Below are 20,365 nucleotides of genomic sequence, written 5' to 3'. Positions count from 1 at the left end.
CACCTGGCGATTTTTATAAAAAAAATCCTCCTTCTTCATCTTCCTCAATTTGGTTTTACAGAAATTGCCAGGTGATTTTTTTCAATATTTAAAAAATAAAAACCACATATAATTACTTATCTATCTGAATTTCAAAGAGATGATAAAAATAAAAATGTCATAAAAATGTCATAAAGTTGTCATAAATAATTTACATAACTGTCACTACCTTTTGTCTTTTTTTTAGGCTAAACAAGAGGGCGTGTTTTAACTGTTTTCGTTTCGTTATAATGTCTAGGAGGAATCTAGGAGGAAAAATGATTAAAAAGAGGAAAAAAAGTTGGATAATACTTTTCTTGATGGTCTTATTGTTTACTAACCTCAATCTTTTTGGTCTTGATGATGAGGATGTTACTACTACTAATAATCCGTCATCTGATTCCCAGTACAACGGAGAAAATCATTCTGGGAAGCAAAAATCCAAACAAAATTACATACCAGTTTATAATCAAAGGGAATCGGCTAGCGGCAGGATAACGATGCCAGAGGTGACTGTACAAACAGAGACTCCCCCAAGTGCCGTGGAAACCTTTGGTGCTCCGAATGCAGCGGTTCTTCCAACCGAACAAGGTCCTGTGTCCTCTACTTATGGGATCCCCATGAGCGTAATGGATACACCCAGGCAAGTGACTCCTGTTAATCCTACCATGCTAAAAGCTGCCGGAACGGTTTATCAGGGCTATCTTGATCCCCTGAGCGTTTCTCAGATTCTTCCGACAGCTTATACAGAACTCAACTGGGGGATGGGAAATGCGATCACCATTCGAGGAAGGCAAGCGCTTCCCTATATAAATGGAATTGAAATGACTCTTCAAAACGATTCCATGGCTGGAGTTCCTTTTAGCTGGAATATGGTGGAATCAATGGACATTACCGAAGGACCTGCCAATGCGGTTTTTGGAGCTACACAGCCTACTCCTGGTAGTGTGAACTATATTACCAAACAGCCCTATTTTGACAAGTTTAGAGGATATATATGGGATACCACTGGCATGTACAGCCAATATCTTTGGGGGGCTGATGTTGGAGGTCCAGTCAATGATAAAGTGGCCTGGCGTTTTAGCTATATGGGGCAAGAACAGGGTAGTTATTATAACAACATTTACAACAATCAGCAGAATTTCTATGCGGCAATTGGAGCCAAACCTTACGAGAATTATACCGTCGATTTTTATGCTGATTTTGGGACCTATTCCTTTATGCCACAGTTAGCTGATCAAATCAACAGGCCAACTAATGCCCTCATCGATAACGGACTGTATACAGCTGGAATGCTTCCTCCTGGAGCCCTGGCTGGAACCTTGACCAGTCCATTTTTTGTACCTGTAAACAGAAGGGCTGATATTGTGAATCCTGCAGGCGGGGGCAATGCGATGACTGGAATGCTTCAGCTTATCCAACGGGTAAAGGTTTCAGATAATATTGAGATTGTGAACAATACTTTTGCTTGGTATACGCGTAGCTCCTGGATCGAACCTTCGTTGTATGTGGCTGCTTATCTCTCAGGGGATTATGAAGTGGATAACAGAACAGAAATAAGAGTTAATTTTGACACTCCCTTAGAAGCTGCTGCTCCTGAGAAGGGGTCAAAAGAAATGAAGGAGTATAAAGAAACCTCCAAAAGCGAAGGGGATGAAGAGGTTAAAAAATCCTTTTGGGAGGGGGCAATCGGGGAAATGTTAATGCGGCATAACATTGATGCGGGCATTGAATGGCATTATCAGAGAAACCTTGACTATTTTGGGGATGCTTTTTGGAATGCAGGAAATGTCTGGAGCATGATGACAACCAATCCCTATAGTTGGAACGCAGTCTTTTTAGCTCCCTTTGCAAAAGCTGTTAATAATCCGAAAGGACCTGCGGGTGGGGAATGGCAGATTCCTGGAGCTCCTCCTGGATGGTTTTATGAACCTTTAAATGGCCCTGGTGGAACTACGGATTGTAATTATTGGACGGTCAATCCCTTTTATCAGCATAACATTGATTGGACAAGCAAGTTTAGCCTGCTATTTGGAGCGAGAGCAAATTTTTACTTTGTTGATGCTTCCACGCCTCCTGGACCAGTGGGAGCTCCGTTTGCACACTTTAGCACAGCGGCTTTTGCTCCTCTTGTAAACATAAGCCCGGTCTATAAACCCTTTCCATGGATGACCGCCTATTTTGATTTTAACTGGCTTCAGACTACTAATGCTGCGGTCATTGGAGGATATGCTCCAACGTTCCAACCAAATTCTTTTAGCGAAGTAAACCAGCTGATAGAAGGAGGCGTGAAGTTTAACATTCTTAAAGACAAGATGTATATCACCACTGCTGCTTTTACTCAAAATCAGATCCTCAATAATTTAGGGTTTTTGCCTAATGGAGCGCCTTTGCCAGCTACCCCTACAAATGTAGAAGGTTTTGAAATAAATGCTTCTTATCAGCCTGATCGCCATTTTTGGGCAAGGTTGGGCTACATTTACATGAGAGCGGTTGAGGAATGGTCGAGTTTTCCTCCAGGACTCCATGGGCCTGGAATGAGGCAGCTAACACCTATACTGCCTTATTATACTGGTGTGCCTATAGCCGGAGGACCATTCGTCAATGGACCCTTTCCTATCTCTGGTGCGATGCCTTCTTCCAATTATCCTTTTATTGGATTTCCTGACCAGTATTTTAGCGGTACAGTAACTTATACCTCTGACGTTGGCCTTGGAGTAACTCTTGGGGCCATAGTAATGAGTGATCAATACCTAAATTATTTCTATAATACAAAAATTCCAACACAGTTTATATTAAATGCTCAGATCTTTTATACGCAACCTAAGTGGGAGGCAAGGCTTTATCTGTATAACTTTACAGATGAAAAGTACTGGTTGCCTTTTGGTCTTGGATCGGCAGGTTCGCGTGCTTTCAATATGAGCAGCATTATTGCTGGTTGGCCATTCTGGATTGAAGGAACAGTTGCCTATAAATTCTAAAACTAGGATAAAAAGAACCAAGAAAGAACGAATTTCACCTGGCGATTTTGATATAAAAAATCCTCCTTCTTCATCTTTCTCAATTGGGTTTTACAGAAATCGCCAGGTGATTTTTTATTCTTAGAGAATCTTAAAAGTATTCAGTATAATTTCTTTGTTGTAGGAAGAATAATAGGCTGCTAATCTGTGTTTTGATGATTGCTTCGTATATGATATGACAGGATGCTTGGCTTTTATCCTTGGCTTTTTTCTTGCAGCCCTTCCGACTGGATTGCAAGAATTTCAAGCTGGTCTCAATGAGCAATATCATAAATCTTATGAAGAAGCAATAGCGCATTATACGCAGGCCATAGATTCGGGGGAGCTTTCTAGGGAGACTTTAGCCATAGCTTATAATAATAGGGCCGATATTTGGTTTGCTCTAGGGCATTATTATAAGGCTATTTCTGATTATAATAGGGCTATAGAACTCAATCCTCAGCCAGATTATTTCAATCGAAGAGGCATTGTAGAGGCCAAATTAGGTCAATATGAAAAGGCTATCAAGGATTATTCTGAATCCATAAGAAGAAATAGATCCAATGCCTATGTCTATAATAACAGGGGCTGGGCTTTATATAAAAAAGGAAATTATCTTTCCGCAATCAAGGATTTCAATGAAGCACTTCGACTGAAATCCGATTACGCCTTGGCTTTCGACAACCGAGGTTGGGTCCATTTTAGAAAAGGAGAAAGAGAGGAAGCTCTCTCTGATTTGAGCCGTGCTATTCAGTTGGACCGAATAATCCAGAATTCTATAATGACCGAGGAATTGTTTTGACCGATTTGGGAAGGTTTGATGAAGCTTTAAATGATTTTAATACGGCACTTAACCTAAAACCACATTTTACAGAAGCCAAAAAAAACAAGGAAATAGCCTTAAAAGGGAAAAAAGGGATAAAGCTAGAAGCCCTTCATTCTCTAATTTATTGGAAATAAAGCAGCAGGGTGCATGCTTTAAATCATAATTTGGAAGGTTTTAAGGGATGGTTCACTGATCTGTATTCATTGAAAGCCACTATCTGTCCGAACAGAAACAGACAAAATCTTGAGTTGCTATACCCAAAAGAAACACTTACGTTAATAAAAAATGAATCTGCAGGTACAGTATTTAGGGTTTACTTTGCGGTCTCCCTTAGTGGCTGGGGCTTCTCCTCTTTCCTCTTCTCTTTCAGGTATTCAGCAGTTAGAACAAGCTGGAGCTGCAGCCATTGTTTTGCCATCATTGTTTGAAGAGCAGATTGTCAAGGAAGCAATTGCTGAAAAACAATATACAGATTTGAGTGGTAAGTATGCAAAGTTTTCTACTCTTGAAGAGTATTTTAGCCCAGAATCTTATCTTCATTTGATAAGGGAAGCAAAAAACAAAGTACAGATTCCAATTATTGCAAGCCTCAATGGCAAATCTCCAGGATGGTGGTGCCGATTCGCCAAAAAAATAGAAGAGGCAGGAGCAGATGCTTTAGAGCTTAATATCTTCTGGATGCCTACAGATATGGACCAATCGGCAGATTCCATCGAGATGTTTACACTAGATATCGTGCGTCTTGTTAGACAAGAGATACAGATTCCTCTAGCAATAAAAATTAGCCCCTTTTATACAAATGTAGGCAATATGGCAAAGAGGTTTCTGGCTGCAGGGGCTAACGGACTTGTTTTATTTAATCGATTTATGCAACCTGGAATAAATACAGAAAAGATAGAAATTAAAAGCCAAATGCTGCTAGGAACCAGCCGAGATACTTTTCTTTCTTTGAGATGGATTGGAATCTTGTTTGATCGCTTAAAAGTGGATCTGGCAGCAACAGGGGGTGTTATTGAACCAAAAGATGCTATCCAGTTGATTTTAGTGGGTGCGACCGTCGTCATGCTTTGTTCTACTCTTTTAAAAAATGGGCCTGAATATCTAAACGTCATGGAAAAAGGACTAGTTAATTGGATGGATGAGCATGGCTATTCTTCCTTAGAAGAATGGAGAGGTTTATTGAGCCAAAAGAGATGTCCAGATCCTGAGACCTTTGAACGTGCCCAATATATCAATTCTCTTATTTTGGATAGGGAAAAAGGAAATGAATATCGGTAATTAAAGGAGAGATACAAGAGAGGGAAATATAAGCTGTAAAATTGTTCTTTCCCCGCCTCCTCCACTGAATAAAAGAGCGTGCCTCTAATTTCAGTTATCTTCCTAAAGGCTATCCAGCTTCAAAGATAGAAAACCTATAAGTGGTTCTTGGTCCAATCCTGAAGTAGTATTCCATTGATTTTTGCGAAGACTCTTATTGGGTATAGTTTTGTTTTACTTGTATTGCTTTTCTTTATGGGGTTTTTTAATTACGCATTTGCAACCCAAAAGGTATTTGTTCAACCTTCCGAAGGTTTTCATAAGGTAGGGAAAGGGAAATTAGAAAAAAATCTTTTTGATTTTTGTGCCGGTGGAGGGAGTCGAACCCACACCCGGTTGCCCGGACCAGATTTTGAGTCTGGCGCGTCTGCCATTCCGCCACACCGGCAAAGGTTTTAGCAAGAGAAAATTACATTATATATTTTTTTAAACCTTGTCGAAAAAAAACAATGTAGTTTCTTTAAGTTCTTTTTTTCTCAAGATGATGCCAGGGAATGAAAAACCGATTCGCGACCAGCGTTGGGATAATAGCTGTGGTAATAATTACTGGAATTAAAATTGAATACTGTCTTGGAGAAATAATCTCATGAGAAAGCCCATAGAGACAGCAAATCACATTAAAGGTTAAACCAGTCGACATAAGCAAGGTAGTATAGGCTGCTTCTTGCACTTTCTTTCTTTTTACTAAAAAAGGGAAAATGCTAATAAATTTTGAAAGCTGTTGCAGAATGAATAAAAGGAAAACAGGCAAAAAGCTTTTTGTTAATTCAGTTAAATCGACAAATGATCCAGCTCTAATAAAATAAAAGGGAGTCAGCATTCCTAGCGTTACGGTACGAAGGCGTTTAATAAAATCACGGTATTGTTCCATCGATCCTGCTAATGTCATACCTATGATATAGGCTGGTAAGACAGCTTCTGAACCTGCCCATACGGCTACTCCTCCAAAGGCAAAAAGGAAAAATAGGAGGTATTTTATTTCTAACTCTGAGGGCTTGTTTGCATAATATTTTAGAAAAACAGGAGTGATTTTGGGTAAAATAAGGGCACCAATGAGGACACACCCTGTTAATACGACTGTTTTCCAGCCGAAGGGAGCAAAAAGGAATCCCAGTAGGAGTACGGAGCTAAGATCGTTGATGAAGCAGGCTACTAGTAGCCCCTTTCCGTAGTTTGTCTTGTTCAGTCCCAGTTCCAGAAGTACCGTATACATAACGGCAACTGAAGTAGCAGAAAGAGCAATTCCAGTAAGAAAAGAGGCTTTCCAATTCCATTGAAAGATGGCGTGGGCAAAAAATGAACAACTGAAAAAGGGGACAAAAAAAGTCAGTAGGCCAATAAAGGTAGCTTCCTTCCATTGTTTTCGAAAAGAAGTTGGATCAATCTCAGAGCCAGCCATAAAGGTGAGCATAATAGCACCTAATCCAGCAAGAAAAGCAATCCAACCTTCTTTAGGATTTAGTCCAGTTTTGCCAAAGAGAAAAGTAGCTAAATATTGGCCGAAGATGCCAATTATTATTTCAATGAGTGCTGCAGAGACCCTAAATTGAAGAGCTAGGAATGCAGAGAAAATTGCCAAAGCCATCCAAAAAGAAGCTAAGAACCAAGTGTGCTCCATTGGAAAACCCTTCGTGTGTCGATGCTTTTTCTTTAGCAAATTGTTGTCGTAGGAGTTATCACTTCTTAAAGAAGAAGGGTTTTCCAAAAGATTGGATGGTAAACTCCATTACCAATTGCTTTTCTTTAATAACGAAAGGGAGGAATGTCAAGACTTAGAAGATCAATTTTTTTAAGCTTTCATTTTTTTAATGGCTGAAGAAGAGCGTATTGCATTAGTAGAATGATTGGATTGATTCAGAGAGTAAAGGAAGCGGCTGTCAGAATAGAAGATCGATTGGTTTCTTCTATTGGAAGAGGCATTTTATTATTTTTAGCTGTTGAAAAGGAAGATGACGAAATAAAAGCCGATCAGATGATAGATAAAATCCTGCGCTGCAGAATTTTTCCAGATGAGAATGGAAAAATGAATCGCTCGCTTCTCGATATCAATGGAGAACTATTAATAGTTCCTGAATTTACACTTGCGGGAGAATTTTTAAAAGGCAAAAGACCTACCTTTCATCATGCAGCTCCTCCAGAAGAAGGTAAAAAACTTTTCGATTATCTAGTGGAAAGAGCGAAAAGTAAACATGGCTTAGTCAAAAAAGGCTGTTTTGGAGCAAACATGACGGTATACTTAATAAATGAGGGCCCAGTCAGTTTTTGGATTAGGACATGAACTTTATCTTTATCCATAAGAAATAGGCTAGAAAAAGGGAACGGTTGTTTGGTTTTATGTCCAAAATTGCCATAGAAGTTAAAAACTTGAGAAAAGATTTTGGGAAACTCGTAGCCATCGATCAGATTTCATTTTCGATTATGGAGTCTGAAATTGTAGGATTTCTTGGGGCAAACGGTGCAGGGAAAACCACGCTAATCTATCTGCTTTTGGGGTTGTTGACACCCAGTTCGGGCATTATACGGATATTTGGCTTCTGTCCGATATCGGCGAGGAATGAAATTCTTTCCTTTTCCAATTTTGCATCTGGGTATATTAGCCTTCCTTCTAATTTAACCGTCCGAGAAAATCTTCTTGTTTTTGCCCGTCTTTATCGGGTGAAAGAACCAGAGCTAAAAATAGACTTTCTTTTGGATCTGTTGGAAATTACGCATCTACAACATAAGGTAACTGGTTTTTTGTCTGCTGGAGAGTTGACTAGAGTTTGCCTCTGTAAGGCTTTATTGAATGATCCAAAGCTGTTGTTTTTGGACGAACCAACAGCCGGACTGGATCCAAGCATAGCCGACAAGGTCTGTGAGCTTTTGTTAGAACTAAGAAAAAAATCTGGAGTCACAATCATTTATACTTCGCATAATATGCGGGATGTGGAAAGACTATGCGATCGGATAATTTTTATGAAATCTGGAAAGATCATTACACAGGGGATTCCTCTGGAAATAGTTCAGGAGTTTAAACAGAGAAATCTGGAAGAACTGTTTATTGAGCTAACTAGGAAATAAATCAATGAGTCTAGAGAGAATATTAGGTCTATTTTTACGCTATACCTACGTTTATAGACGTAGTTGGATTCGAGTTTTGGAGTTTGTTTTTTGGCCTGTAATGGACCTTCTTGTTTGGGGATATCTGACTCTTTTTCTTTCTAATGCAGAGAAAAGCTTTTCCAGACCATTTCAATTTTTAATCGGTGCGATGATTCTTTGGGATGTGCTCTACAGGACTCAGCTAGGGATAACAGTATCTTTTTTAGAAGACGTCTGGTCAAAGAATTTAATCAATCTGCTTGTGACGCCAATAACTATTCAGGAATTTTTTACGGCGATTTTTCTAGTGGGAATCTTCAAATCTCTTCTAATTCTTGGATTATTGGGATTTTTAGCGGCTCTATTCTATCATTTCCATTTGACGCAGATTGGCTTTTATTTGTTACCGCTGATTGGGAATCTTTTTCTAATGGGTTCTGCTTGTGGTGTTTTAACCATTTCTTTATTATTGCGATGGGGACAGGCTGCAGAGTCTCTTGCATGGGCTATACCGATTCTTTTTCAACCATTTGCGGCTGTCTTTTATCCGCTCTATGTTCTCCCTAAATGGATCCAACCCCTTTCGTTTCTTGTTCCTGCAACACACGTCTTTGAAGGGTTGAGAGGTGGGCTACAAGGAACCTATTCCTATAGCCACCTCTTTTGGGCAACCTTTTTAAATTGTTGTTATTTAGGCTTTTCTTTTTTTCTTTTTCAGCGCTTTTTTATAAGTGCAAGAGAAAAAGGACTACTTGTTAAAATTGGAACTCAATGAACCTTTTCGCTGTTCGTTCTTTTCGCCCTGTTAATGCCTTCCTTAAAGGCTTCGTTTATTTTAAAGAAAAGCTCGAACCCATTCCTTCTTTAAGCGGTAGAGGTTCCTTTTTCTGCTCTTTTATTTTCTTTTCGGAGGGGTTAGCACCCAAAAAACTACTAAACACTGTAGCACCAACAAGAGCCAGAATCCATCCTCCAAAAAGGAGGAAAAGCACGATAAATCCGACGAGTGTACCAATAGAAGAAACCAAAAAGGCAATAATATCATTTATATTCATAGATCCCTCCATTAATTAGTAAATATTATGAATAAAAGTACATTAAAATCAAATAAGAATATATAATTTTTGCTCAAAATGTATGCGAAAGGAAAATACTTGAAAAATATTTTTGAAATTCTTTTTATCTACAATTTAAAAAGAATTACAACCTTTTTTACACAGAATAAGTAATACTTTTTTTTAAGTATATTAAAATAATCAATTGTTCTATATATGACAGAAAAATCAATTGAAGAGAAAGCAAATGAAATTATTAATGAAAGGCTAGAAGAAGATCGAAAAAAGGAAAAATGGCTATTTCATGTTTCTTTTTCAATCATTTTGATGGCTGTATTGGGAACGATTGTTACGGCGGATTCTGAAAATAGTGTGACAGAAGCCATTATATTGCGTAATGAGGCAGTTCTTTATCAAGACAAAGCGACGGATATGTGGAATTTTTTTCAAGCAAAATCCATGAGAGAAACGGGATATCGTATTGCCAATATTTTAAATCCTCGGCCTGAATTTGAACAGGAACTAAAGAGGTATCAGAAAGAAAAGATCGAAATAGAGCAAAAGGCCAAACGGCTAGACGAAATAGTTGAGGAAAGAGTAAAAGCCAGCGAACGATATTATAGGAAACATCATATTTTCAGAATGTCTGGAATTCTCGTTCAAGTTGGAATTGCTTTGTCTTCTGTTTCTGCCTTAATGAAGAAAAAAGTGGTATGGTATTTAGCAATATCCCTAGCAACAGGAGGACTCGTTGTGTTTATAACAGCCTTTCTGCGATGAGTAGCCTGCTCAATCTGCTTCTAAAAGGATACTAAAATGGAAATATCCATTTTGTTATTTTTAGGAAGATATCCTTCATGGTAGTTTCTTTTTCTATATCATGTTTCTGAAAGTCCCGGTTCGGGGAAATACCCAGAGAGTGAATGGAAGCTTGGAAATGTTTTTCTATTGTTTCTATCACATAAGAATAAAGAAAAGAAGCTAGGGTCTCACATTCCATGGCGGATTTTTGCAATTCAGTGGTTGTATCTGCTTTCGGTTCAACAAGGATACAAAGAGATCCAGTAAAGAGATCTTTCCCGTAGCCTGAAATTTTTTCGGTCCAGATCCCCTGATTTTCATAGGCCCCTATTTGGATTTGTAAATCTTCTTTTTCGGCTTTCAATTCTATAAAGCCATAGGTTTCAGAGAGCCTGAAAAAAAGAAGATTCTTATTTTGAAAAAAACTCTCGTAGACAGCGGGTAATTTTTCTATGGAAGGAGGGAGGCTTTGGGAAAAGTCAGTTTCTAGCCTTTCCTTGAGCAGGGATAAAGCAGAAGCCTTAGCTTTCAAAAGCAGAGGGGAAAGTAGCAGGGACTTTGGGGACAACGGTGGCAAAGAGGGCCAGGCTGATCGGAGAACATACGATCCATTATGAAAGGAAGATTGATAGAGGAACCAGCCTGAAAGCAGGAAAAGTAAACCAACTCCATAGTAGGGAGTAAGAATTAGCCCAAGAATCCACAATAGTCTGACCCAAGTCATCATGTCGATTGATTTGAGCCTGACTAGCTTATTTTTTTCTAGCCAAAGTTGCCAAGGAAAAGCCCTTTTTTTATGGAAGTGACAAAGAGAAAAAGGAGAAGCCACATCAGGATATTTCATCAGGATAGTCTTGACTATCTGTTTGACATGCTCTTGGCTGGGGTCAACCACTCGGAAATGTTTTTTGCGTTCCATTACGGCCATTGTGATGTCCACTTCCTGTTCAAATTGCCGAAAAGGGGTATAAATAAACTGAAAGCGAACAGAGGAACGAGCAAGGATGTCTTTAGATTTTGGATGGGGAAACTCTAGCCTATATTCGAGCCAAACGGTTGCTTCTAATGGATGAGATCTTGAATGAGAAGCTTTCGTCCCATACAAAGCAAGTTCTTCATCCATCCAGAATGCAATTTGTTGCGAAGTCTTCAGTAGTTGAAGAAAAGGATCGGTTGGAGTCTCTTTATCAAGCCCACTCGTTTGAGACACTGGGTTTTTAGTTTCGGCTGCGTTTTTTTCCTGAGCCACTTGCTCCTTCTTTTCCTGTTCAGCCTCCTGAATTAGTTTTCCGAGTGGTTCCCAATCTTTAAGGTCCTTGTGCCATGCAAGGGTTTGGGTATTTATTGTTCCTTTTTCTAGCAGCTGAAGGATCTCCTCCATAGAAAAAGGTCCTTCTTTTTTGCCAGATTGAACAATATAAATTTCCATAGCCATTTTGTATCTGTCTTAGGAATCTTTGAATGGGCTACAAAGACAGAATGCTAATTGTTATATAGTTAAAATTTTGGGAAGGAAAAAGTTTCCCTATAAAATACGCAAAAAGAAATCAAAGAAAAGAAAATTAGAATGGAACGAGAATAAAGAGTTGGCTTAAAAATAAAAAGCGGCTGGCTTATGATTCCATGCTTTTTCTTCTACTTGCCAGCCATTTGCTTCTATGATTAATTACCCAATCAAGAAGCGCTTTTTCAAAGCCAATATCATATCCCTTTTTTTCGCTTTCAATCCATTTATGTTTTAGAATTTCTTCTCTTTCCAAAAGAAATTCTCGATAAAGAGTCGAATTTTTCAGTAATACAGATATACACTCCATCTCTTTATTTTCCTCCATTCCTCTCCTCCAAAGATCCACAAATTTTTAAACTAATATAATTCAAAAGTTGCGATTGAGATTATAGTATTTTTTAGAAAAGCCACATTAGATTTTTATTTTAAAAAGTCAACAATTTTTTTAGCTGCTTCTAAAAAAACCGTGCTTGTTTGTCTATCCGGGTCTGATAAAACGATAGGCATGCCATGATCGGAAGAAATCCTCAATTCGGCTTCTATGGGAATTTCTCCTAAGAATGGAACATTTAGCTTCTCGGCTTCCCTTTTGCCCCCCCCGGAACCAAAAAGATCGTATTTTTTATTGTCACTAGGACAAAGGAAATAACTCATGTTTTCTAAAATTCCTAAAATTGGGACATTGACTTTTTTGAACATAGATACGGCTTTTCTTGCATCAACAAGAGCCACTTCCTGAGGGGTTGTAACGATTACTGCCCCTGAAAGACGAACAGTTTGTACGATTGTCAGTTGGATGTCACCCGTACCAGGAGGTAGATCGAGCACTAAGAAATCTAGGTTTCCCCAATCGACGTTTTTTAAAAATTCCTGAGTATAGCGAGTCACTAACGGACCTCTCAAAACGGCAGGTTGATCGGATTCAAGAAGAAAGCCCATGCTCATTAATTTTAGTCCATATCGTTCGATAGGTATGAGCTTCTCATCAACAGAGATTTGAGGCGATTCAACCGTTCCAAACATCATGGATATACTTGGTCCATAAATGTCACAATCACAAAGTCCGACATGAAATCCGATTTTATGGAAAGCACAAGCGAGGTTTGCTGCAACGGTGGATTTCCCCACACCTCCTTTGCCACTAGCTACGGCGATAATGTGCTTGATTTCAGATCCCTTTGGAGCCATTCTCTGTGCTAGGGGAGCTTCTGGCCTTTTGATGGCAACCTGGATGTTGCTGATCGCGGTCAGGGATGACAGGGTGGCCTTAATTTCTCTTTCCAATTGTTCAGGAACATCGGGATTAGGGCTCGAAAGCTCGAGTTTTATATAAATGCTTTCTTCTGTCATTTCGATCTCTTTTACTAGACCAAAAGAAACGATGTCCCTACTAAATCCAGGGTATCGAACTTTTCTGAGTTGGTTTAAAATTTCTTCTTTTTTTAATGCTGGCATAAAACATTATACATTAGTTTTTTTTATCTGTGTAATGGAGAACCGGAGAGCAGGTTAAGCAACATAAACAAATGGTAAGCAGAGAATTCTAAGAAATGATACACTGGAGGAAGATTTAAAAATATAAGAATCGCAATGAACCAGAAAATGCCCATTTGGTGTTCCCACTGGTCAGGGATTCTGAAAATATTTTTTATGATTGTCCACCCATCGAAAGGCATCACAGGTAGCAAATGAAAAACGGCAAGAAAGATAGAAGCAAGGACAAAAGTGGCAAAAAGCTCGCTTAATTTATGATCCTGTGGAATAACCACTTTGGCTATAAGGAGGATAAAAAAAGCAGTTATTATATTAGCCAAAGGTCCAGCTAGAGCAATAAGAATACCTTGTAGTCTAGGGTTTTTTAACAGGGAGGGATTAGTAGGGACAGGCCTACCCCATGCGAAAAAACCAAAACCTCCGGGGAGTAGGAAAATATTGATAGCTGGTATAATTAAAGTCCCAAATAAGTCCATATGAACTAGTGGATTGAAAGTTAAGCGGCCCTCATCCCTAGGGGTTCTATCACCCATAAGGGTAGCCACCATTGCGTGTGCAAACTCATGGATGGTAATAAGTGGAATAAGAAGAAGAAAAAGATAAAGTCTATCGATAGAGGGGTTCATGGAGAAAAGTCTTTATCGGATTGTAAACAGATTCATTAAAAAAATATTAAAAAAGAAAGTTCTCATCGTATTGATGCATCGACTGATTTTGTTTTTTTGTACATTATTCATTATAATACATTCCATTCATCTGGATTATTTGCAAGCTACAGTCATCGATTTGGGGATCGATGTACTTGTAGAAAATCATTTTCATGGCTTGGAAGGAAAAAAAATTGGATTAATCACAAATCTTTCGGCTGTCAACAAAAATGGAATTTCTACTTTAGAACTTTTTTATCATTGTCCACAAGTAAATCTTGTTGCCATATTTACTCCCGAATACGGTCTCTATTGCATGGGTTCAGATAAACAAAATACTGCTTCTTATATTGATCCCTATACAAACCTTCCTGTGTATCCACTCCAGGGAGAAACACTAAAACCAACAGATGATATGCTTGCCAACGTGGATGTCCTTGTTTTTGATTTACAGGATATTGGGACAAGGAGTTTTACATTTTTAAGCACAATGGGATTGGCTATGGAAGCAGCGGGAGAAAATGGTAAAGAGTTTTATGTCCTTGATCGGCCAAATCCCCTTGGGGGAGAACGTGTCGAAGGGATGCCTTTTAACAACTCTTTTCGTTCTTTTTATAACGAATGGGATATTCCTTACATCCATGGCATGACTCCCTGTGAAATTGCTGGAATGATTAATGGAGAAAATTGGATTTTTAAAAAACCGAAACTTACCCTTGTCCCCATGAAAGGTTGGCAAAGGCATATGCTTTGGAAGGACACAGGGCTTCCTTGGTTTCCACTCTCTCCCTACTTGACTGATGAAGAAAGCCCTTTTTATTTTGCCATCAGTTCTTTTTTAGGCTTAAGTCCTGTGCTTAATAACGGGATTGGAACCGCTTTGCCTTATAAATTGGTAGGAGCTCAAAAAATTGATCCTTTTACTTTTGCAAGGAACATGAATAAAAGAAAAATCCCTTTTTGTTATTTCAGACCGGTGTTCTATTGGCCTTTTTTTGGAAAATTTCAAGGGAAAACCTTGGGTGGTTGTCAGATATACATTAAAGACTTTTCTAAAGTCAAACTTGTGGAAATAGGTCTTTCTCTATTACAGGAAATGATGACAGAGCTAAACCAAGATCCCTTAGCTTCATTGACGGCTGAGCAACTTGAATTTTTTGATCGCTATTGTGGGACGGATGAAATTAGAAAAGAGCTTCTGTCTGGAAAGAGAATTCAAGCTATTGTGGATAATTGGATCCCTTATTTAGAAAACTTTAGAGAAAAAAGAAAAAAATATTTATTATATCCATCTGATTAAAAAGAATTTTTAGCAATTTTAAACAAACAAAAGACCTTCTATGGATATTGATATTGAAAAATTGTTCGAAAAACGGATAGAGGAAAAGAAGCCCTTTCAGATTGTTTTTTGTCATCAAAGTCAGCAGGATCTTTCTCAGCTTTCCAAAGCTGTACAGTTTCAAATTCTGGATTGTCTAGAAATGATACCAGAAGTCTTATCAAACCCTCATTCCGATTGTTTAAGCAAAGCGGAAAGAGATAACAGAATCCTCTATAGGTTCCGATGCAAGGAATATCGGATATATTTTGAAAAGACCGACTATGGGGTATTAGTGCAGAGAATTTTGCTCAAAAATACCCTTGCTGATTTTCTTTTCCGCTCCAATTTAACTTTTTCCGACACCAATCCTTAATTGGTAACTGCCGCTGGCTCTTTGTGCAGAAACTAAAGAGGAAATGATATGGTCGTCTCAATCTAACCTACAAAACCTTTTCCAAGCGAACATTGAATAATTTGGATCAATTCTCTATCCATTGAGGACTAGATGCTTACATGATATATAATAAGAAAGACATGCTTACAATTTTTTCTTTTCTCTTACCCCTCCAACAATCCGATACAAAAGAAAAGCATTAGATTACGGCTTGACTAACAGATCTAAAGTATGCAGCAGCACATATTACTTGCCACCTTAGCCTGGACGCTATTCTGCTGCAGGCTTAAGAAATCGCAGCCGATTTTTAGTTTTATAGTGTTGGAGCGTTTAAAGAGATTGGCTTTTTATGTTTTCGCTCTATCCTCTCATAAAGAAAATCTTATTATCCAAAGATTTCTACCCTTTTGATCCAATCCAAGCTCTTGAGTATCCAACTTATAAGAGCTTCACTACGCTTTGCCGCCTCCCCTTTATAAGGGGCAAGCTCAAGTAATCAACAAACTTTTAGTGCTGCTAAAATTGCGTTCGTTGGCGCATTATTCTTTATCGTTCCTTGCTTCTGTTATCGATTGATTGATGTGGAAGAGGAGAGAAGAGAAAGAGTAAAGAATAGTTCTAGATATTGCGATGCCAAAATAGTTAAAAGTATGCATGACGAACATCTATTCGCCGAAGAAGTTTGGCGGGCTGATCGGTCGGAGCGTACACACGCTGCAACGAAAGGCGACAGGAAAGGGAAACGGCTGCAAAACGAACACCGACGAACCAGCGGTACTACACGCACCAGTCCAATCTGAGGGTGATCGGACAAAAGGTAAGGAGAGCACCGCGCAATCGCTTATGCAAGAGTCTGCCAGCGCCGGGCAAAAGGAGGATCTCAAGGAATCAGCGGGAAGCGTTTGCAGGTTTTGTCTGGCTTGAGGCAAAACGGTAAGATATGACCAAGGATCTTCTCTTGGGTCACTCCCTGCATTCCTAAGCTCTCTTTACGGTTTGCGCCAATACGAAAAGAAAAGACCAGAGGTCGTGATGAAAATCAATGAAGCCGGGGAAGATGATGTGGCAAGCAATCCAGGCAGAAAGCTTGGAGCTTAACAAGAGAAAGTGCCAGATGCTAGAAGATCTTTGCCTTTGCTATTCCTACGAGAAGGAGCAGTTTGTTGTCTATTATTCCGAACTAGACCGCTTCTCGGAAAGTCTTGGGCAAACGCAAAGAGCGGAATCTACTGCTAAAAGCTGAGTATAAAAGCCCAAAGGGCTTACAGGCAAGGATGTGGAAGGCAAGCCCTTAAGGAGGCCTATGAGGCCATTGGAAAATGACTCCTGTCTTTAGCCGTAGAGATGAAGCCAAGAATCAATCAGAGGGAAAAATGGAGGGAAGAAGAAAAGCGTTTTGCTTATTGGCAAGTCACTTCTCCGCGACGGATCGCTTTGGTATGGCAGCAAAGAGAGCTTGCCGCATCTAAGTTTTCCATAACAATGCAAAGACAAAAAAGCCATTCTTTTCAGGATCCGCAAAGACTTGCAAGAGGTAGTTAGACAGCCGCCCAGAGTGAAGAAAACTAGAGCTATTCTGTAGGATGAAGAGAGGTGTCGGACTTTCGAAGAGAAGGGACGGCAGTATCTCTCTCTTATGGGACTGGAGCATGGGAAAAGGATAGTCATTCCCCTAGTCGGGAAGTTGAAGATTCGGGGAATGATTTGTCTTGTTTTAAAGGAAAAGAAGGCGGTCATTTCCTACGTAGCACCCCTAAAAGTTCCGAAGCGGTTAGATGGGGAAATAGTTGGGATCGATATGGGACTTTCAGAAGCGTTCACCGATGACAAAGGGAAGAAGTATGGGAAAGGGGTTGGTAAGGTATTAGCTAAGTTATCTAAGCAGTATACAGAGAAAGGAAGGAAACGACAGAAACTTCATGCCATATGTAAGAAGACAAAAGACAAAGCAAAAGCAAGGGGCGTTGGCAAGAATAATTTAGGAAGGAAAAAGCTAGCAGAGAGACTCCATAAAGTGCCAGCAGAGATAGAAAGCAGGGTGACTACAAGCCTGCGCAAACTTCTCAAGCTCCGAAGCCCATCTATGATTGTCTTTAGAGGATTTACACATTTATGGGAAATTGCCAAGCAAAGAGCTTTCCAGGCGCATCCCCCAGATGCGAACTAGTGCGCTTCAGGATCGAATCGATTTCTAGCGCCTGGGGGGAGGTTCTCGGCCAGAGAGGAGGTCAACCTGGCCTATAGCTCTTGGGCTTTGTCCTTGGTGCGGGTATATGTCCATTCCAAGAACCGCATAGGGGATAAGTTGGCATGCCGACATTACAAGTATGTGAGCTATGTGGATAGGGTGGGCGCATACAACCTCAAGAAAAGATTGGAAATCGGGAGATTCTTTCGTAGATGCCGCTGCCTCGGCTATATGCGATGTTTTTGTAGAGGTTACCTGTAATAGCGAGCTACCGTCCGATGGGAATCCCGAGGAGGGGGACTGTACCGAGTAAGACAACTCTGGGCAGCTGGGAGGCGTCCTCTTTGATTGTTAAGATAACACGCTAATTCTATCCCGCTCCCCTGGAGAATGAAACGTTCTTGACAATCCCGTGACATCCCGGTCCAAAGCCAAGGAGAAAAGGACGAACTTAGGTTAGGCGTAAGCATGTCCCGTGTATGTTTTTAGGAACAGATTGTACTTATTAAGAAAGATTTAATTTTTTGATATTAGAGGCGACATGTCGAGCACTTTGTTGCAGTGCCAAAAGTTCATCCTCTCTTAAAGGAAGCTCTAGTATTTTTTCTATTCCATTTTTTCCGAGGACCACTGGAACGCCCACATATTGACCTGTAATTCCGTATTGACCTTCACACCAGGCAGAGCAGGGTAACAATCTTTTTTGATCTTTGACAATACTTTCTACCATTTCTAGTATTGCTGCGGAAGGAGCGTAATAAGCACTTCCCTTTTTCAAAAGCTGGACGATTTCGGCTCCTCCATCCCGCGTTCTTTTAATAAGCTGTTCTATTTTCTCATTAGAAAGGAAGTGTTCTATACTCACTCCAGAGACCGTTGAGAACCGTGGTAAAGGAACCATTTCATCTCCATGCCCTCCTAATACCATTGCTTGGACTTCCTGAGGAGCTATGCCAAGTTCTGAGGCGATGAAATAACGAAATCGAGCAGAATCCAAAACCCCAGCCATACCCATCACTCTGTTTTTGGGAAGCTTCGTTTTAAGGGCGACAAGATAGGTCAACACGTCGACCGGATTGGAAACTACTATCACTATGGGGTTTTTGGAGAACCGTGCAATATTTTCGGCAACCCCACTGGCAATTTCCGCATTTCTGTTGAGTAAATCTTCTCTGGACATGCCAGGCTGTCGAGCCAATCCACTGGTAATGACATAAATATCCGAATTTGCACAATCTTCAAACAGGTTCGTTCCGACAATCTTTGACTCAACTCTTAGTAATGGAGCAGACTCCATCATATCTAAGGCTTTGCCTTGTGGCATCCCCTCGATAATATCATGGAGAAAAACATCTCCTAAGTTTTTTTCCCAGATTCTTTGGGCTGTCGTAGCCCCAACAAAACCGGCACCGATGACTGATATTTTCATTTTACCATTTAAGAACGCTTTTCAAAGAAAGACAAAATTTTTTTTAAGTTTAATCTCATTTCCGATGGGAAAATGCATTTGAATATTTTTTATATTGCAACAAAATATTTGATGTGACTCTTTGGAGAAATTCCTTTTTTCTTTGTTGTTTCCTGCTTTTTTCGCAGACACTAAAAGGGCAATCCTTATATGATGATGAATTTCCAATCAAAGAAAGAGACTTACGAGCAATCTTTCAGTCACCGATTCTCTTTTCTGATAATAGCCTTTATCAAAATTCCAAAACAAGGATATTTTCTAATTTCTCTTCTGGAAATTCGAATTTTGTTTCTTCTGGAGGAAAAAATTTTGAGCTCGTTGAATATCAAGACAGTTATGGGATAACTTTCGAAAGTAGGCCAACAGAATCTTTATCTGTAGTGTTGAGTCCCTCGACTGCAATTCAAAATGTTGCGCCTCTGAGTGGAGGACAAGCAGCGATTTTTCCCTTTGGTTCTCTTTCTCCAATGATTGGTAATCTTATGTCCACAAACTCAGCTTCCATGTCCTGGAATCTTGATCAATTTTCAGCTAAGGGTTGGATCAATCAAACTTCTACTTTTAATAACTGGCAAACCTATGAATTTATGACAGAAGGGACTGGAATGGATTTTTCGTATCATGCAAAGACGCTTACCACTTTTTCTATTTCTGTGGCTAACAATTTCAATCAGTATGGGATGATGATTCCCAATTGGTCTTATTTATATAATCAATCGGACTCGCTTTTAGCAGTTAGGATGGAGCAGCCAATAAAAAATACTCCATTGACCTTTTGGACCGAAAGTTCGATTGATAAAAACACTGCTATGTCTGGTTTTGAGAATCTCAACTACTACTATGGTTGGTCTATATCCAGTGTGAAAAGCGGCTTAAATTGGTCTGTCGATCGAAATAGTCTCTTTTCTATAGGAGCCTCTTCTTCTGAGTTGCTGTACACTCAAGGGTATGGCTCAGAAAATTTCAAGGATATATTTGGAGAATGGAAACAGAAAGTCTCTTCGAAAGCGGCCCTAAACTTAGGGACAGACTTTCAAGATTGTAATTATACAGCTGGCTCTCAAAGCTTGCTAGATACAGATCAGGGCAGTAGGCTCTTTCTCTCAATTGGGCCACAAGTTCAACTTTCGAAAGACTTTTCGGCTAGATTGGATATGAAATATCGACTGGGTGATCCAAACTTGAAGTATGAAGCCTTACAGATTCCAGAAAGGTATTTTCTTTTCAGTGTCCAAGGGAAGTTTTAAGA

At 39.5% G+C, this 20,365-nt stretch carries 20 protein-coding genes, 1 tRNA gene and 1 riboswitch; of the genes, 13 read left to right on the top strand and 8 right to left on the bottom strand.

What is annotated here, in order from left to right:
* Positions 1-296 precede the first annotated feature (296 nt).
* The 4 genes from QOL44_RS07390 to QOL44_RS07380 all read left to right on the top strand — a co-directional run bounded on the left by QOL44_RS07390 (position 297) and on the right by QOL44_RS07380 (position 5,121).
* Positions 297-2,999 carry a TonB-dependent receptor gene (locus QOL44_RS07390; RefSeq protein WP_045086869.1) on the top strand — a complete coding sequence of 901 codons (2,703 nt, stop codon included), beginning with the start codon at positions 297-299 and terminating at the stop codon, positions 2,997-2,999.
* A gap of 214 nt (positions 3,000-3,213) precedes the next feature.
* Positions 3,214-3,819, top strand: a complete 606-nt coding sequence (locus tag QOL44_RS07385) for a tetratricopeptide repeat protein (RefSeq protein WP_009058461.1) — start codon at positions 3,214-3,216, stop codon at positions 3,817-3,819.
* Positions 3,816-3,977 carry a hypothetical protein gene (locus QOL44_RS11315; protein WP_009058462.1) on the top strand — a complete coding sequence of 54 codons (162 nt, stop codon included), beginning with the start codon at positions 3,816-3,818 and terminating at the stop codon, positions 3,975-3,977. Before QOL44_RS07385 ends, QOL44_RS11315 begins: the two co-directional genes overlap by 4 nt.
* 151 nt (positions 3,978-4,128) lie before the next feature.
* Positions 4,129-5,121, top strand: a complete 993-nt coding sequence (locus QOL44_RS07380; protein WP_009058463.1) for a dihydroorotate dehydrogenase-like protein — start codon at positions 4,129-4,131, stop codon at positions 5,119-5,121.
* 344 nt (positions 5,122-5,465) lie between these two features.
* Here the strand turns inward: QOL44_RS07380 and QOL44_RS07375 are convergent.
* Together QOL44_RS07375 and QOL44_RS07370 are read right to left on the bottom strand one after the other, a co-directional pair.
* Positions 5,466-5,548: transfer RNA gene (locus QOL44_RS07375), tRNA-Leu, on the bottom strand.
* Between the two features lie 72 nt (positions 5,549-5,620).
* A complete protein-coding gene (locus tag QOL44_RS07370) occupies positions 5,621-6,745 on the bottom strand; it encodes a cation:proton antiporter (RefSeq protein WP_208526838.1) in 1,125 nt (374 codons plus the stop codon).
* A 75-nt stretch (positions 6,746-6,820) separates the two neighbouring features.
* Positions 6,821-6,900: riboswitch (Fluoride riboswitch) on the bottom strand.
* A 100-nt stretch (positions 6,901-7,000) separates the two neighbouring features.
* Here QOL44_RS07370 and dtd point away from each other — a divergent pair.
* From dtd to QOL44_RS07355, 3 genes are read left to right on the top strand one after another with little or no spacing between them, the layout of a single operon-like run.
* On the top strand, positions 7,001-7,438 hold the full coding sequence (gene dtd, locus QOL44_RS07365) for a D-aminoacyl-tRNA deacylase (RefSeq protein ID WP_009058467.1): 438 nt from the start codon (positions 7,001-7,003) through the stop codon (positions 7,436-7,438).
* Positions 7,439-7,494: 56 nt separating this feature from the next.
* Positions 7,495-8,220 carry an ABC transporter ATP-binding protein gene (locus QOL44_RS07360; protein WP_009058468.1) on the top strand — a complete coding sequence of 242 codons (726 nt, stop codon included), beginning with the start codon at positions 7,495-7,497 and terminating at the stop codon, positions 8,218-8,220.
* Between the two features lie 4 nt (positions 8,221-8,224).
* Positions 8,225-9,016: an ABC transporter permease gene (locus QOL44_RS07355; protein WP_009058470.1), complete on the top strand. Its 792-nt coding sequence runs from the start codon at positions 8,225-8,227 to the stop codon at positions 9,014-9,016.
* A gap of 55 nt (positions 9,017-9,071) precedes the next feature.
* Here the strand turns inward: QOL44_RS07355 and QOL44_RS07350 are convergent, their stop codons facing one another.
* Positions 9,072-9,296 carry a hypothetical protein gene (locus QOL44_RS07350; RefSeq protein ID WP_009058472.1) on the bottom strand — a complete coding sequence of 75 codons (225 nt, stop codon included), beginning with the start codon at positions 9,294-9,296 and terminating at the stop codon, positions 9,072-9,074.
* Between the two features lie 216 nt (positions 9,297-9,512).
* Between QOL44_RS07350 and QOL44_RS07345 the strand changes: the two genes are divergently transcribed.
* Entirely contained in the window at positions 9,513-10,076 is a 564-nt protein-coding gene (locus QOL44_RS07345) for a DUF4337 domain-containing protein (RefSeq protein ID WP_009058473.1), read from the top strand.
* Positions 10,077-10,107: 31 nt separating this feature from the next.
* Here QOL44_RS07345 and QOL44_RS07340 read toward each other — a convergent pair whose 3' ends face one another.
* The 4 genes from QOL44_RS07340 to QOL44_RS07325 all read right to left on the bottom strand — a co-directional run bounded on the left by QOL44_RS07340 (position 10,108) and on the right by QOL44_RS07325 (position 13,724).
* Positions 10,108-11,526, bottom strand: a complete 1,419-nt coding sequence (locus tag QOL44_RS07340) for a DUF4339 domain-containing protein (RefSeq protein ID WP_134373054.1) — start codon at positions 11,524-11,526, stop codon at positions 10,108-10,110.
* 184 nt (positions 11,527-11,710) lie between these two features.
* Positions 11,711-11,929, bottom strand: coding sequence for a hypothetical protein (locus QOL44_RS07335; RefSeq protein WP_009058477.1), 219 nt, complete (start codon positions 11,927-11,929; stop codon positions 11,711-11,713).
* Positions 11,930-12,024: 95 nt separating this feature from the next.
* Positions 12,025-13,059, bottom strand: a complete 1,035-nt coding sequence (locus QOL44_RS07330) for an Mrp/NBP35 family ATP-binding protein (RefSeq protein WP_009058478.1) — start codon at positions 13,057-13,059, stop codon at positions 12,025-12,027.
* 23 nt (positions 13,060-13,082) lie between these two features.
* Positions 13,083-13,724 (bottom strand): site-2 protease family protein, encoded by a 642-nt coding sequence (locus QOL44_RS07325; RefSeq protein WP_009058479.1) that lies wholly within the window; start codon positions 13,722-13,724, stop codon positions 13,083-13,085.
* Between QOL44_RS07325 and QOL44_RS07320 the strand changes: the two genes are divergently transcribed.
* From QOL44_RS07320 to QOL44_RS07305, 4 genes are all read left to right on the top strand, one after another.
* A complete protein-coding gene (locus QOL44_RS07320; protein WP_228343193.1) occupies positions 13,723-15,045 on the top strand; it encodes an exo-beta-N-acetylmuramidase NamZ family protein in 1,323 nt (440 codons plus the stop codon). The genes QOL44_RS07325 and QOL44_RS07320 overlap by 2 nt on opposite strands.
* Positions 15,046-15,085: 40 nt before the next feature.
* A complete protein-coding gene (locus QOL44_RS07315; protein ID WP_009058481.1) occupies positions 15,086-15,439 on the top strand; it encodes a type II toxin-antitoxin system RelE family toxin in 354 nt (117 codons plus the stop codon).
* Positions 15,440-16,804: 1,365 nt separating this feature from the next.
* On the top strand, positions 16,805-17,002 hold the full coding sequence (locus QOL44_RS07310; RefSeq protein ID WP_009059046.1) for a hypothetical protein: 198 nt from the start codon (positions 16,805-16,807) through the stop codon (positions 17,000-17,002).
* 94 nt (positions 17,003-17,096) lie between these two features.
* A complete protein-coding gene (locus QOL44_RS07305; protein WP_045086566.1) occupies positions 17,097-17,627 on the top strand; it encodes a hypothetical protein in 531 nt (176 codons plus the stop codon).
* A 526-nt stretch (positions 17,628-18,153) separates the two neighbouring features.
* Here QOL44_RS07305 and mdh read toward each other — a convergent pair.
* Positions 18,154-19,077 carry a malate dehydrogenase gene (mdh, locus tag QOL44_RS07300; protein ID WP_009058483.1) on the bottom strand — a complete coding sequence of 308 codons (924 nt, stop codon included), beginning with the start codon at positions 19,075-19,077 and terminating at the stop codon, positions 18,154-18,156.
* Between the two features lie 113 nt (positions 19,078-19,190).
* Here mdh and QOL44_RS07295 point away from each other — a divergent pair, with 113 nt between their 5' ends.
* Positions 19,191-20,363, top strand: coding sequence for a hypothetical protein (locus tag QOL44_RS07295; protein ID WP_009058488.1), 1,173 nt, complete (start codon positions 19,191-19,193; stop codon positions 20,361-20,363).
* The last annotated feature ends 2 nt before the right edge of the window (positions 20,364-20,365 follow it).

The organism is Candidatus Methylacidiphilum fumarolicum (assembly GCF_949774925.1).
GTDB classification, from domain to species: domain Bacteria; phylum Verrucomicrobiota; class Verrucomicrobiia; order Methylacidiphilales; family Methylacidiphilaceae; genus Methylacidiphilum; species Methylacidiphilum fumarolicum.
The sequence above is the reverse complement of the archived record's forward strand: the minus strand, read 5'-3'. Positions and strand labels throughout refer to the sequence as shown.

Bases quoted from the DNA above. Each gene is read 5' to 3' on its own strand.
- QOL44_RS07325 (WP_009058479.1), bottom strand. From the start codon at position 13,724: ATGAACCCCTCTATCGATAGACTTTATCTTTTTCTTCTTCTTATTCCA.
- QOL44_RS07355 (WP_009058470.1), top strand. From the start codon at position 8,225: ATGAGTCTAGAGAGAATATTAGGTCTATTTTTACGCTATACCTACGTT.
- QOL44_RS07310 (WP_009059046.1), top strand. From the start codon at position 16,805: ATGAAGCCAAGAATCAATCAGAGGGAAAAATGGAGGGAAGAAGAAAAG.
- QOL44_RS07340 (WP_134373054.1), bottom strand. From the start codon at position 11,526: ATGGAAATTTATATTGTTCAATCTGGCAAAAAAGAAGGACCTTTTTCT.
- dtd (WP_009058467.1), top strand. From the start codon at position 7,001: ATGATTGGATTGATTCAGAGAGTAAAGGAAGCGGCTGTCAGAATAGAA.
- QOL44_RS07320 (WP_228343193.1), top strand. From the start codon at position 13,723: ATGGAGAAAAGTCTTTATCGGATTGTAAACAGATTCATTAAAAAAATA.
- QOL44_RS07305 (WP_045086566.1), top strand. From the start codon at position 17,097: ATGGGACTGGAGCATGGGAAAAGGATAGTCATTCCCCTAGTCGGGAAG.
- QOL44_RS07385 (WP_009058461.1), top strand. From the start codon at position 3,214: ATGACAGGATGCTTGGCTTTTATCCTTGGCTTTTTTCTTGCAGCCCTT.
- QOL44_RS07350 (WP_009058472.1), bottom strand. From the start codon at position 9,296: ATGAATATAAATGATATTATTGCCTTTTTGGTTTCTTCTATTGGTACA.
- QOL44_RS07390 (WP_045086869.1), top strand. From the start codon at position 297: ATGATTAAAAAGAGGAAAAAAAGTTGGATAATACTTTTCTTGATGGTC.
- QOL44_RS07380 (WP_009058463.1), top strand. From the start codon at position 4,129: ATGAATCTGCAGGTACAGTATTTAGGGTTTACTTTGCGGTCTCCCTTA.
- QOL44_RS07330 (WP_009058478.1), bottom strand. From the start codon at position 13,059: ATGCCAGCATTAAAAAAAGAAGAAATTTTAAACCAACTCAGAAAAGTT.
- QOL44_RS07360 (WP_009058468.1), top strand. From the start codon at position 7,495: ATGTCCAAAATTGCCATAGAAGTTAAAAACTTGAGAAAAGATTTTGGG.
- QOL44_RS07345 (WP_009058473.1), top strand. From the start codon at position 9,513: ATGACAGAAAAATCAATTGAAGAGAAAGCAAATGAAATTATTAATGAA.
- QOL44_RS07370 (WP_208526838.1), bottom strand. From the start codon at position 6,745: ATGGCTTTGGCAATTTTCTCTGCATTCCTAGCTCTTCAATTTAGGGTC.
- mdh (WP_009058483.1), bottom strand. From the start codon at position 19,077: ATGAAAATATCAGTCATCGGTGCCGGTTTTGTTGGGGCTACGACAGCC.
- QOL44_RS07315 (WP_009058481.1), top strand. From the start codon at position 15,086: ATGGATATTGATATTGAAAAATTGTTCGAAAAACGGATAGAGGAAAAG.
- QOL44_RS07335 (WP_009058477.1), bottom strand. From the start codon at position 11,929: ATGGAGGAAAATAAAGAGATGGAGTGTATATCTGTATTACTGAAAAAT.